The sequence below is a fragment of the Corynebacterium sp. LaCa_23 genome (assembly GCF_058182375.1).
In genome coordinates this window covers 1,589,912-1,602,149 of record NZ_CP190825.1, presented here as the reverse complement: position 1 = coordinate 1,602,149, position 12,238 = coordinate 1,589,912, and the positions used below count along the sequence as shown (strand labels likewise).

Here is a 12,238-nt window from a genome sequence, read left to right as displayed (position 1 = left end):
CAGCTACCCCTCAACGTTGAAGGATGATTCAGCCTCATGATCGATGACATTCAGCTCGAAGCCGAAGAACACATGACCGCTTCCGTCGAGCACACCCGCGAGCAGCTGGTGACCATTCGCACCGGCCGCGCGAACCCGGCGATGTTCAACGGACTCATCGCGGAATACTACGGTGCGCCGACCCCGATTACTCAGATGGCTACCATCTCCGTGCCAGAGCCGCGCATGTTGCTCATCAAGCCCTACGAGCAGTCCATGATCCAAGAGATTGAAAACTCCATCCGCAACTCGGATTTGGGTGTTAACCCCACCAACGATGGCCACGTTTTGCGCGTGACCGTTCCGCAGTTGACCGAGGAACGCCGTAAGGAAATGGTCAAGCTGGCCAAGAGCAAGGGCGAAGACGGCAAGATTGCCATCCGTAATATCCGCCGCAAGGCCATGGAACAGCTGAAGAAGCTTCAAAAGGATGGCGAAGAAGGCGAGGATGAGGTCCTTGCCGCAGAAAAGGAAATGGAAAAGATTACCGCTGGCTATGTCGAGCAGGTTGACAAGCTGGTGGAAAACAAGGAATCCGAATTGATGGAGGTCTAGGTCTTTTCCACTGCCGCCGCGCCCACCTCGGCCGGCGGCGCTTTTCTGTACGTAGTATTTTTGTATAGGAAATAGATAAGCCCCGCGACGCGCATACAACGTCAAGTGAAAGGAGCCGGTCACGGTGAGTGACGCCTTGAACCGCCGATTGCCGCAGCCGAAAAATGGCCCAGGCCGTGACTTGCCGGCGGCTATTGGAGTAGGCGTGGGGCTCGGCGCCCTCGTTGTCCTCGCCGTGTGGGCTGGCCCCTTGGCCTGGTATGCGGTGGTTGCCGTCGCCGTCGGCGGGGCCATGTGGGAAGTTCTTACCCGCTTGCGGGAGAACTCGTACTATATCCCGCGCACGCTGTTAATCATTTTGGGCCAGGCCATGGTGTGGATTTCCTGGCCGCTTGGCGCGCCCGGCCTCGTGGCCGTCTACGTTACCGCCGTACTCATTTTGATGTTCGGCAGGCTTTTCCATAACGGGCGGCATCGCCCTCCCATCAATTACCTGCGGGACATGTCCGTCGGCATTTTCGTGCTCACGTGGATTCCGCTTTTCGCGACTTTTGCAGCGATGCTGTCGTTGATTTCTACCCCGGTGGCCAGCGGCGCCGCTTCCATCGTGGTCTTCATGCTGTGCGTGGTCGCCTCCGATACGGGCGGCTATATCGTCGGCGTGATGTTTGGCTCCCACCCCATGGCACCGGCCGTGAGCCCGAAGAAATCCTGGGAGGGCTTTTGCGGCTCCATTGGCTTCGGCGTCATCGTTGGTGCGGTGTCCGTCCATTTCCTCTTGCACCATTCGGCGTGGATCGGCGCCTTGATGGGGCTCGGCCTTGTTATTTGCGCCTCATTGGGTGACTTGGTGGAATCGCAATTTAAGCGAGAGCTGGGCATTAAAGATATGTCCCACATCCTCCCCGGGCATGGTGGTTTGATGGACCGCCTTGATGGCATGCTTCCCTCTGCCATGGTTACCTGGGTGGCCATGAGCCTCATGGCAAACTTCGCGGTCTAAACCGGGTTGCAGCCACCGCGTATAAGGGTGCTGCGCATAAACCGCCCGCTTCCCGCTTCGCCACCGAAAAATCTCGGAGCAGGGAGGAGGGCGGCAGTAGAGCTCTTTTAGCCTTCGGCCTGCTTGCGCAATTGGCGGCGCAATTCAAGCATGCGCCACACACCTACTAGCGCCATGATGAGCGCGCCGCCGATGGTAAACATCAGGTAGGCAATGCCCGCTGGGAACTGCCCCGACCAGCCTAGGAAGTTCATCGGCACTTCTTGCTGGTTTTGCATGATGAAGATGATCAACACGATTAGCAAGAGGAAACCGACAATGAACGCTGCCCAGGTGCTAGCGGCGAACGAACCTTGGGCTTTTTGTGGTGCGGCAGCGGGCTCGGTGGTGCCGGCGCCGGCATCGGTGGAGACTTCCTTGCTTCCGGTTTCGGCCAAAGCGGCATTATCGCTTGCCGCGGTGGCCTCATCATCGGAAGCGGAAAAGTCATCTTCGGGGTATTTCGGAGTGGTCATATGTCCATTATTTCTGTAAACCCTTCCAAAATGCCACTTGGCTATAAATTGAGGCCTTCCCAATTGGAAAAGTACCGGTAAACCGTGGAAAGATGGGCGTTATTATGGCTCAACCAGTAAAACTTAACTTCTCCGCGCCGCGGCGCGGTCTGCCGCCCAAGCACTTTGCGGATCTCTCTGAAAGCGAGCGCATCGATAAGCTCGCAGAAATTGGCCTACCTAAATTCCGTGCTAAGCAAATTGCCAGGCACTACTACGAGCATCTCACCGACGACGTCGAAGAAATGACAGATATCCCCGCCGGCAAGCGCGAGGAGGTCAAGGAGGCCTTCTTCCCTGAGCTTATGAAGCCTATTCGTACGACTTCTACCGACGATGGGGAAACCACCAAGTCCTTGTGGCGCTTGCACGACGGCACCTTATTGGAGTCCGTACTGATGCGCTATCCCGGCCGCGCTACCTTGTGCATTTCTTCCCAGGCCGGCTGCGGAATGGCCTGCCCGTTCTGTGCTACCGGCCAGGGCGGACTAGACCGCAACCTTTCTACCGGCGAAATCGTCGAGCAGTTCCGCCATGCAGCCGCGGCGATGGCGGCCGAAGGCGGACGCTTGTCCAATGTGGTCTTCATGGGCATGGGCGAGCCGCTGGCAAACTACAAGCGCGTGGTCCAGGCGGTGCGCCAGATTACCGGTCAGGATGGAACGGGCTTTGGGCTCTCACAGCGCAATGTGACCGTATCCACCGTGGGCTTGGCACCTGCCATCCGCAAGCTCGCGGACGAAGACCTCGCCTGCACGCTCGCGGTGTCGCTGCACACCCCGGATGATGAGCTGCGCGATAGCCTGGTTCCGGTAAATAACCGCTGGTCCGTTGATGAGGTCCTCGACGCAGCACGGTACTACGCCGATAAATCCGCCCGCCGCGTGTCTATCGAGTACGCCCTTATCCGGGATAAGAATGACCAAGATTTCCGCGCCGATATGCTGGGCCGCAAGCTGCACCAGAAGCTCGGCTCCAAGGTGCACGTCAACGTGATCCCGCTCAACCCGACGCCGGGCTCGGAATGGGATGCAGCCCCCAAGGCGCGGCTTAATGAATTCGTGCGCCGCGTCCAGGCACAGGGAGTGCCGTGCACCGTGCGCGATACCAAGGGCGATGAAATCGCGGCAGCCTGTGGCCAGCTTGCCGCCGATGAACGAGAAGACATGTCGGCCTAAGAGTCCGCTGCCGCACAGCCACCTAAGCATTTTTGAATAAGTGCTTAGGTGGTTTTCTCGTTGGTGCACGCCGCGTTTACGCACCCGCTAAAACCACGAAACCGCCGAGCCCCTCGCAATAAGGAGGCTCGGCGGTTTTCCGTAGCTAGGATTACAGCGCGTGCTTGCCGGAGCTTACCTCGGCAGCGTCGGACGCGGAGTCAACGCGCAGGTGGGCTACGCGGGAAGGCTCGATATTCAACGCGCGCAGCTGGGAGTCGGTCAACTCGGTGTAGGCGCCAGAAACGGTCTTCTGGTCATAAATCCAGTCGCGCTCCAGGTGGTCGGCCGGCTTGTTATTAGAGGTGATGGTGCGCACCTGGTTGAGCTTCGGCTCGAAGGTGAAGATGAGCAGGCCCACAACCAACAGGACGGTCAGGGCGACGAGCCAGACGGTCTCCACGTGGCCCTTGTGGTTACCAAAGTTGAAACCAATCATGAAGATCACGGAGATCCAACCCGCGATTTGCACACCAGAGCGGCTGATGCGGGACCAACCGAAGCCTGCGGATGGAACATCTTCGGTAGAAACACCGTCATAAACCTGCGGTACCGGCTTGTGGGAAGACACTTGCTCTCCTTCGCTATCGCGTGTGTCCATTAATCGAGGGGGCACACCAATGCCATTTGACTGACACCTATTTTAAAACATCGTGGCTGTAAAGGCGATTAAACACCCCCGCCTGCTTGACCGGTTCCACCCCATAGCAGGGCGCGGTAAATGACCGCTAGGGTAGAGGGGTGACTACTCAGCGAATCCTTATCCTTGGCTCCACCGGCTCTATTGGCACGCAAGCATTAGAAGTAATTGCGGATAACCCAGATAAATTCGAGGTCGTGGGCATTGCCGCGGGCGGCTCTAACCCGCAGCAGATCATTGACCAGGCCCGTAGCTTCCACCTTTCGTTTGACCACATCGCCGTTGCCCAGCCTGCAGCGGCTGCGGAGGTTTCTGCGGCTTTAGGCGGCACGGTACTTTCTGGTGAAGGTGCTGCAGAAGAGCTGGTGCGCTCGGTTCCCGCCGATACCGTGCTCAATGCTCTAGTGGGATCCCTCGGGCTTAAGGCCACTTTAGCCACGCTGGACATGGGCGAGTACCTCGCGCTAGCGAATAAGGAGTCCTTGGTTGCCGGCGGCATGCTGGTCACGAAATCCGCGCGGCCAGGCCAGATCATCCCCGTGGATTCGGAGCACTCTGCGATGGCGCAATGCCTGCGCGCGGGCGAAGAGGGCGAGCTGGCCAAGCTCGTTCTCACGGCCTCGGGCGGTCCCTTCCGCGGCCAAACGCGTGAGCAGATGTGGGAGGTTACTCCGCAGCAAGCCGCGCAGCACCCTACGTGGTCCATGGGGCAGATGAATACGCTGAATTCCGCCACCTTGATCAATAAGGGGCTCGAGCTCATTGAGGCGACGCTGCTTTTTGATATTGAGCCAGAGCGCATCGATGTCACGGTTCACCCGCAGTCGGTCATTCACTCGATGGCCACCTTTAAAGATGGCTGCACCATCGCACAGGCTTCGCCGCCGTCGATGAAGCTGCCCATCTCCCTGGCGCTGAATTGGCCCCAGCGTGTGCCAGGCGCGCAGCCGGCACTTGATTTTTCCCAAGCGCATACGTGGAATTTTGAGCCGCTTGATGATGTCTCTTTTCCCGCCGTATCCCTCGCCCGCGAGGCCGCGGCGCAGGGCACTGGCGTGATTTATAACGCTGCCAATGAAGAGGCCGCGGCGGCCTTCTTGTCTGGTCGCATCCACTTCCCAGAGATTGTTGATGTTGTAGGCGAGATCCTCGGGGAGTCTTCCCAGTTTGCTGGTGTAGTCTCTACCCTCGATGAAATCCTCGCCGTAGAAGGCGAGGCTCGCAGGCGCGCGAATGCGCGCATTGACCGTTTAGCTGACTAGAAAGCTTTCTTTAATGGCAAATTTGCTGGGCATAGTGTTTTTCGCCCTTGGCATCGGGCTGACCGTGGCACTCCATGAGGCGGGGCATATGTTTACTGCCCGCGCCTTTGGCATGCGGGTGCGCCGGTATTTCATTGGCTTTGGCCCGCGCGTTTTCTCCTTCCGCAAGGGGCATACCGAATACGGCCTTGCCGCGTTCCCGGTGGGTGGATTTTGCGATATCGCCGGGATGACCGCGCAGGATGAATTCCTCACGGAGGAAGAAAAGCCCTATGCGATGTATAAAAAGCCATGGTGGCAGCGCATCATCGTCCTCGCAGGCGGTATCGGCGTCAACCTGATCCTTGGCTTTGTCATCTTGTATTTTGTGGCGATGACTGCGGGACTTCCCAACCCAGATGCCGATGTGCGCCCGCGGGTGGGGGAGGTAACCTGCACCGCTGACCAAAAAGAAAACCAGGAGCTGGAATCGTGCACCGGGAACGGGCCCGCTGGTAAGGCCGGTGTCCAGGAAGGCGATATCATTCTCGCACTCGATGGCGAGCACTTGGATTCCTTTACGCAATTGCGCGATGAGGTCATGCAGCGCCCCGGCGAGACCGTGACGCTTACCGTAGAGCGCGGCGGTGAGGAAAAAGATTTCTCCATTGAGCTAGAAACGGTCAAGCGCCTGAATCAACAGGGCGAATTGGTCGATGCCGGTTCGATCGGGCTGAGCAATGAGGTCCTCGACATCGTCGAGAAGTACTCAGCAACGCAAGCTCTTCCTGCAACCTGGCATTTCACCACCTATTCGCTCGAGGCCACGGTGGAGGGAATCAAGCAATTCCCCGCTAAGGTACCGGGAGTGGTGGCCTCCATCTTTGGCCACGAGCGGGATGTCAATGGGCCGATGTCTGTCGTCGGTGCATCGCGGGTTGGCGGCGAACTCGTAGAGCGCTCCCTGTGGGCATCGTTCTTCATGATGCTGGCGACGCTGAACTTCTTCCTCGCCCTGTTTAACCTCATTCCGCTGCCGCCCTTTGACGGCGGCCATATCGCGGTCATCTTGTACGAGAAGATCCGCGATGGCATCCGCAAGCTGATGGGCAAGCAGCCGCTGGGTCCTGCCGATTACACCAGGCTCATGCCCATCACCTATGTGATGGCGGCCCTGCTCATGGGGCTTGGCGTCGTTATCATCATCGCGGATGTGGTTAACCCGATCAGGCTATTTGGCTAGGTTTGCCCTTCCCGCGCCCGCCGCGGGAAGTGGGTGGAGAGCTCAACGTATAGTGCACATTTGCAGCGCGAGCGGGAACTTTAGCGCTTAACCATCTAGTGCTAGAGTGGGGACGTTCAACACTTATTGTGCAATAACGTTTAGCAACGAGCCACGAGCTAGAAATAAGGAGCATTCATGTCTAGTCCTATCGGTCTAGGAATTCCTGACGGGCCTCCGCCAGTATTGCACCCGCGCCGGAAGACGCGGCAATTGCACGTAGGCCCGGTGGGCGTTGGTTCTGACTACCCAATTTCGGTGCAGTCGATGACCAATACCAAGACCCATGACATCAACGGCACCCTGCAGCAAATCGCACAGCTTACTGCCTCTGGCTGCGATATCGTGCGCGTGGCCTGCCCTAAGCCGGTGGATGCGGAGGCTCTGCCGACCATCGCCAAGAAGTCCCCGATCCCGGTCATCGCGGATATCCACTTCCAGCCCAAGTACATCTTCCAAGCCATCGATGCCGGTTGTGCGGCGATTCGCGTTAACCCAGGCAATATCCGTGAGTTCGATGGGCGCGTTAAGGAAGTAGCCAAGGCCGCGGGCGATGCGGGGATTCCCATCCGCATCGGCGTCAATGGCGGTTCGCTGGATAAGCGCCTGCTAGAAAAGTACGGCAAGGCCACCCCAGAGGCACTCGTTGAGTCCGCTATGTGGGAAGCTAGCCTGTTTGAGGAGCACGGCTTTGGTGACATCGCCATTTCCGTCAAGCACTCTGACCCCGTGCTGATGGTGGAGGCCTACCGCCAGCTGGCCGCGCAGACCGATTACCCGCTGCACTTGGGCGTGACGGAAGCTGGCCCGAAGTTCATGGGCACCATTAAGTCCTCCGTCGCCTTTGGCGCCCTTTTGGCAGAAGGCATCGGCGATACGATTCGCGTTTCGCTCTCCGCCCCGCCGGAAGAAGAGGTCAAGGTGGGAGACCAGATTCTGCAGTCCTTCAACTTGCGCCCGCGCAAGCTGGAAATCGTCTCCTGCCCGTCGTGTGGCCGCGCGCAGGTGGACGTGTACAAGCTGGCGGAAGAAGTTACCGCAGGCCTCGAGGGCATGGAATTTCCCATCCGCGTTGCCGTCATGGGCTGCGTCGTCAACGGGCCGGGCGAGGCCCGCGACGCAGACTTGGGCGTGGCATCCGGTAACGGCAAGGGCCAGATCTTCGTCAAGGGCGAAGTGGTGCGCACCGTGCCGGAGGACAAGATCGTGGAAACCCTCATTGAAGAGGCAATGCGCATTGCGGATGAGGAAGGCCTCGAAGCCGTGGACGGCGCTAAGGCCGATGTCCGCGTGACGCAGTAAGCTGCGCGCCTCTACGCTAATTATTAATAGACTGCCCTGCACCTCGGTGTGGGGCAGTCTTTTTTGCTGCGTGCGCTGCTAATGTGCCAAAGCATGAAGAAGTTATTCGCACTGGTTGCTACAGTTTCGCTTAGCGCAACTGGTGTGGTTGCTTGCACCCCTAAGCCCGTATCTGCAGAGCCGGTGGCAGAAGAGTTCATTGAAGGCATGGAGAGCCGAAATAACGAGGGCTTGGCGGAGCTTACGGATTCCCCCGATGACGCCACGCAGGCCCTCGATGCTACGTACTCGGGCTTGCAGGCAGAGGGCCTCGATATTGAGCTCGAGGGGGTAAAACAGGACGAAACCGTGGCCACAGCGGATTATAAGGTCACCTGGGATTTGCCCAAGGATCGCAGCTTGAGCTATACCACGCAGATGACCTTGACCAAGGCCGAAGACGAGTGGACGGTGCGGTGGAAGCCCAGCATTATTCACCCGGACCTGGGCGCGCACCAGCATTTGGAGCTGCGCGCCTTGGAAGCCACGCGCGCCAGCGTCGTTTCCTCCAACGGGGTGGAGCTGATGAGCCCCGGGCTGAATTACCGCGTCATCGTGGATACGAGCTCGCTTTCCGATGTCCGCCCCACGGCCTCCAAGGTCAGCAGCGCCCTGGCTGCAGCGCACCGCGAGGACGACTCAATCGCGGAGGTAGACGCCAAGGAGCTCGCCGAAAAGCTTGAAAAGGCAGATTCCGCCTATTCGGTGGGGCTTTATACAGAAGAGCAGGAGTCCGTCATCCGCGCCAAGCTGGAGGGGATGGACGGCGTCCGTATTAATGAAGAGCCCGCGCTGGTGACCCGGGACCGTGGTCTTGCGCCCGATCTCTTATCGCGCGTGCGCTCGGCCGTCAATGACGAGCTCGACGGCGAGACCGGCTGGTCCATCGCCGTCGTCAATGAGAATGGTGCGGCGCTTTCCGATGTCGAAAAGCATGCGCCCGAGGCCGCCCCCTCCATCAAGGTTGGCTTGGATTATGACGTCCAACGCGCGGCCCAAGAAGCGGTGAATCAGCGCTCGGACGCCCAGGCCATGCTGGTTGCCATCCGGCCTTCTAACGGCGATATCCTGGCCGTAGCGCAGACCGAAAAGGCGGACGAGGACGGCGACGTCGCCTTGCAAGGCCAATACCCACCCGGCTCGGTTTTCAAGATCCTTACCGCCGCTGCGGGTGTAGAAAAACAAAACCTGACCACGGATACCATCGTTCCGTGCCCTGGCACGATGGATATTTATGGCCGCGTGGTGACCAACTACAACGCGTTTTCGCTCGGCAATGTGCCGCTAAGCCAGGCCTTCGCCCAATCGTGCAACACCACCTTCGCCGATATTTCCACCAAGCTGGCACCCGGTGAATTGAAGGAAACCGGCAAAAAGTTTGGCTTCGGGGTGGATTATGAAATCCCTGGGCTGACCACCACGACCGGCTCGATTCCTGAGGGCAAGGAAGTTTTGGAGCGCACCGAGGCCGGCTACGGCCAGGGCTACGACCTTGCCAGCCCGTTCGGCATGGCTATGGTTTCGGCCTCTGTGGCGGCGGGAAAGACTCCAACGCCCACCCTTATTGAGGGCCGCGAGACCAAGGCCTCGGATAAGTCGGCGCCGATCCCAGACCACGTGCTGAATAACGTGCGCGGCATGATGCGCCAGGTGGTCACCAGCGGTACCGCCCGCGGGATGCAGGCGGGCGGAACGATTTACGGCAAGACCGGTGAGGCCGAGATCAATGAAGGCTCGCACGCGTGGTTTACCGGCTACCGGGAAGAAGACGATATCGCCTTTGCCACGCTCATCGTATTGGGCGGCGGCTCCGAATCCTCGGTAGCTATTACCGATAACTTCCTGCGGAAGCTGGATGATTACCGCTCGCGCCCCAATGATGGCCCGGCCCCCAAGGTCGAGTAAGCAGCGGACACTGACTGGCCACCCCGATACTGCGTGAGCCGGTATGAGGACTACCATGGGCAATTATGAGTACTCGTGGAAAATTGAAGCCAGGTAAACCAACCCCCATCCGGCCGGTGCCAGAAGATATCGAGCGCCCGGAATATGTGTGGAAAGACGAGGTACAAGAGGCCATCGGTGAGCCTTTTGTGCAGTCCCCCGAAGTGATTGAGAAGATGCGGGAGGCCTGCAAGATCGCGGCCAACGCGCTGAAGGAAGCCGGCAAGGCCGTAAAGCCTGGCGTGACGACGGATGAGGTCGACCGCGTGGCGCACGAGTATATGTGTGACCACGGTGCGTACCCATCTACCTTGGGATACCGGGGATTTCCCAAGGGCAGCTGTGTTTCGCTGAATGAAATTGTCTGCCACGGCATTCCGGATACCACCGTGATTGAAGAAGGCGACATCGTCAATATCGATGTCACCGCTTATAAAAACGGCGTGCACGGCGATAATAACGCCACCTTCTTGGCAGGTGACGTATCAGAGGAGCACCGCCTTTTAGTAGAGCGCACCAAAGAAGCCACGATGCGCGGCATTAAGGCCGCAAAGCCTGGCCGCGAGATCAACGTTATCGGCCGCGTCATCGAGTCATATGCCAAGCGCTTTGGTTATAACGTCGTGCGCGATTTCACCGGCCACGGCGTAGGACCCACCTTCCACAATGGGCTGGTGGTCTTGCACCACGATTCCACCACGTACCGCGATATCTTGGAACCGGGCATGACCTTGACGGTGGAGCCGATGATCAATCTTGGTTCGCTGGATTACGATATTTGGGACGATGACTGGACCGTGCAAAACCGTGATGGCAAGTTCACCGCCCAGTTCGAGCACACCTTGGTCATCACCGATGATGGCAATGAAATCCTGACCATCCCAGATGAGGATTAATCGCTAGGGCCCTTCTTCAAGGCCTAGGAACGGCGAAAGCCGCCTCCTTAACCACTGCGCACGAATCTTAGCGCGTGGCCCGGGGAGGCGGCTTTTGTTATGGAGCCTTAGCTATGTGCCTTAGTCCCATTCGAGGCCCAAGAGGGCGTTTTCTACGACCTCTGGCAGGGCTGGGTGGATCCAGTACTGCTTGCGGGCAAAGTCGCGCAGGTCGATCTCGTAGGCCATTACGGTAATCAGCTGCTGGATCAGGGTGGAGGCCTGCGGGCCCATTAGGTGGGCGCCCAAGAGCTGGCCCGTCTTGCGGTCCGCAATCAGCTTGCAAATACCGGTGGTATCTTCCATGGCCCAGCCGTAGGCCACGTCGCCGAAGTTTTGAATCTTCACGGTGATATCGAAGCCCTGCTCCCGCGCTTCTTCTTCCTTCAAGCCCACAGATGCAATCTGCGGGTGGGTGAAGATGGCGGCAGGAACGTTGTCGTGCGGAAGCTCCTGCAGATCCTCCGGGTGGAGCAGGTTGTGCTGGATGGTGCGAGCTTCAGCGTTGGCGACGTGCTTGAGCATGTAGGGCGAAGAGACATCGCCAAGCGCCCAGACGCCTTCTGCATCGGTAAGGCCATGCGCATCGGTGGAAATGCGGCCATTGTCCAGCAGCTTGATGCCGGCCTTGTCCACATCCATGAGATCGCCATTCGGCTTGCGGCCGGTGGCTACCAGGATTGCGTCTGCCTCAAGGCTCTCGCCATTATCGAGCTCCAGCTTTACGCCCTTGTCGGTTTCTTCCAGCTTGGTGCCGTTAGCAATTCGCACATCGAAACGCTCGCGGGCAATTTCGTTGAAGCGCGAGGAGATATCGGAATCGAGGTGGCGCAGCAGGGTCTCGCTGCGGTTGACCACGGTGACCTTGGTGCCGAGGCCATCGAAGACGTGGGCAAATTCCATAGCGATATAGCCGCCGCCGACGATGATCAGGCTTTCTGGTTGGCGATCCATCCGCATGATGTCTTCGTTGGTGTAGTACTTCACACCGGAATTGGCGTAGACCTCAGGGATTACCGGGCGGGAGCCAGTAGCAACAACGATCTGATCGGCGCTGATGACGTGGTCGCCGGTCTGGATGCTCTTAGGGCCGACGAAGCGAGCGTGCTCGTCGTAGACGGTGATATTCGGGGTCTTGTCGCCGCGACGGTAGTCCTCGCCGCTTTGGGCGATCTGGTCAATGCGGTTGTGGAAGACGCGCTCCACAATGGAGTTCCACTCCACGTCGTTGACCTGGGCATCAATGCCAAGGCGCTCGCCTTCGCGGGCGGCGAGGGCGACATCGGCTGCGTAGACGTACATCTTGGTGGGGATGCAGCCAACATTCAGGCAGGTGCCACCGAAGCGGCCCTTTTCAATAATGGCAATTTTCTTATCGTGAAAATCGCGGTTGGCAATGGAGTTGCCGGAACCGGTGCCGATGATGATGAGGTCGTAGTGTTCCTCAGCGGCCGGAGTATTTGCTGTATCAATTGTGGTCATATCAA

The 12,238-nt window shown here is 58.7% G+C and carries 11 protein-coding genes; 8 read left to right on the top strand and 3 right to left on the bottom strand.

Features of this window, described 5'->3' with window-relative positions:
- The first annotated feature begins 36 nt into the window (after positions 1-36).
- Together frr and ACP8IT_RS07695 are read left to right on the top strand one after the other, a co-directional pair.
- Positions 37-594, top strand: a complete 558-nt coding sequence (gene frr, locus ACP8IT_RS07700) for a ribosome recycling factor (RefSeq protein ID WP_005278690.1) — start codon at positions 37-39, stop codon at positions 592-594.
- A 124-nt stretch (positions 595-718) separates the two neighbouring features.
- Positions 719-1,597 carry a phosphatidate cytidylyltransferase gene (locus tag ACP8IT_RS07695; RefSeq protein ID WP_005283618.1) on the top strand — a complete coding sequence of 293 codons (879 nt, stop codon included), beginning with the start codon at positions 719-721 and terminating at the stop codon, positions 1,595-1,597.
- 107 nt (positions 1,598-1,704) lie between these two features.
- Here ACP8IT_RS07695 and ACP8IT_RS07690 read toward each other — a convergent pair whose 3' ends face one another.
- A complete protein-coding gene (locus ACP8IT_RS07690) occupies positions 1,705-2,112 on the bottom strand; it encodes a LapA family protein (RefSeq protein WP_490289854.1) in 408 nt (135 codons plus the stop codon).
- 104 nt (positions 2,113-2,216) lie between these two features.
- Here ACP8IT_RS07690 and rlmN point away from each other — a divergent pair, with 104 nt between their 5' ends.
- Positions 2,217-3,329: a dual-specificity RNA methyltransferase RlmN gene (gene rlmN, locus ACP8IT_RS07685; RefSeq protein WP_284630337.1), complete on the top strand. Its 1,113-nt coding sequence runs from the start codon at positions 2,217-2,219 to the stop codon at positions 3,327-3,329.
- A 151-nt stretch (positions 3,330-3,480) separates the two neighbouring features.
- Here the strand turns inward: rlmN and ACP8IT_RS07680 are convergent, their stop codons facing one another.
- Positions 3,481-3,969 (bottom strand): DUF2631 domain-containing protein, encoded by a 489-nt coding sequence (locus ACP8IT_RS07680; protein ID WP_005278706.1) that lies wholly within the window; start codon positions 3,967-3,969, stop codon positions 3,481-3,483.
- Positions 3,970-4,109: 140 nt separating this feature from the next.
- Between ACP8IT_RS07680 and dxr the strand changes: the two genes are divergently transcribed.
- The 5 genes from dxr to map all read left to right on the top strand — a co-directional run bounded on the left by dxr (position 4,110) and on the right by map (position 10,712).
- Positions 4,110-5,270, top strand: a complete 1,161-nt coding sequence (gene dxr, locus ACP8IT_RS07675) for a 1-deoxy-D-xylulose-5-phosphate reductoisomerase (protein ID WP_490289853.1) — start codon at positions 4,110-4,112, stop codon at positions 5,268-5,270.
- Between the two features lie 13 nt (positions 5,271-5,283).
- Complete coding sequence (locus ACP8IT_RS07670; protein WP_023028915.1) at positions 5,284-6,492, top strand: M50 family metallopeptidase; 1,209 nt, start codon at positions 5,284-5,286, stop codon at positions 6,490-6,492.
- 177 nt (positions 6,493-6,669) lie between these two features.
- Complete coding sequence (gene ispG, locus ACP8IT_RS07665) at positions 6,670-7,833, top strand: flavodoxin-dependent (E)-4-hydroxy-3-methylbut-2-enyl-diphosphate synthase (protein ID WP_023017313.1); 1,164 nt, start codon at positions 6,670-6,672, stop codon at positions 7,831-7,833.
- 93 nt (positions 7,834-7,926) lie between these two features.
- Complete coding sequence (locus ACP8IT_RS07660; protein WP_034667330.1) at positions 7,927-9,777, top strand: penicillin-binding transpeptidase domain-containing protein; 1,851 nt, start codon at positions 7,927-7,929, stop codon at positions 9,775-9,777.
- A gap of 65 nt (positions 9,778-9,842) precedes the next feature.
- Positions 9,843-10,712, top strand: a complete 870-nt coding sequence (map, locus tag ACP8IT_RS07655; protein WP_005283598.1) for a type I methionyl aminopeptidase — start codon at positions 9,843-9,845, stop codon at positions 10,710-10,712.
- Between the two features lie 120 nt (positions 10,713-10,832).
- Here the strand turns inward: map and mtr are convergent, their stop codons facing one another.
- Positions 10,833-12,233, bottom strand: coding sequence for a mycothione reductase (gene mtr / locus ACP8IT_RS07650; protein ID WP_005278725.1), 1,401 nt, complete (start codon positions 12,231-12,233; stop codon positions 10,833-10,835).
- Positions 12,234-12,238: the final 5 nt, after the last annotated feature.

What these genes read in the sequence shown, in the direction of transcription:
- frr (WP_005278690.1), top strand. Translation starts at nt 37, where the DNA reads ATGATCGATGACATTCAGCTCGAAGCCGAAGAACACATGACCGCTTCC.
- ACP8IT_RS07660 (WP_034667330.1), top strand. Translation starts at nt 7,927, where the DNA reads ATGAAGAAGTTATTCGCACTGGTTGCTACAGTTTCGCTTAGCGCAACT.
- ispG (WP_023017313.1), top strand. Translation starts at nt 6,670, where the DNA reads ATGTCTAGTCCTATCGGTCTAGGAATTCCTGACGGGCCTCCGCCAGTA.
- ACP8IT_RS07680 (WP_005278706.1), bottom strand. Translation starts at nt 3,969, where the DNA reads ATGGACACACGCGATAGCGAAGGAGAGCAAGTGTCTTCCCACAAGCCG.
- map (WP_005283598.1), top strand. Translation starts at nt 9,843, where the DNA reads ATGAGTACTCGTGGAAAATTGAAGCCAGGTAAACCAACCCCCATCCGG.
- mtr (WP_005278725.1), bottom strand. Translation starts at nt 12,233, where the DNA reads ATGACCACAATTGATACAGCAAATACTCCGGCCGCTGAGGAACACTAC.
- ACP8IT_RS07690 (WP_490289854.1), bottom strand. Translation starts at nt 2,112, where the DNA reads ATGACCACTCCGAAATACCCCGAAGATGACTTTTCCGCTTCCGATGAT.
- rlmN (WP_284630337.1), top strand. Translation starts at nt 2,217, where the DNA reads ATGGCTCAACCAGTAAAACTTAACTTCTCCGCGCCGCGGCGCGGTCTG.
- ACP8IT_RS07670 (WP_023028915.1), top strand. Translation starts at nt 5,284, where the DNA reads ATGGCAAATTTGCTGGGCATAGTGTTTTTCGCCCTTGGCATCGGGCTG.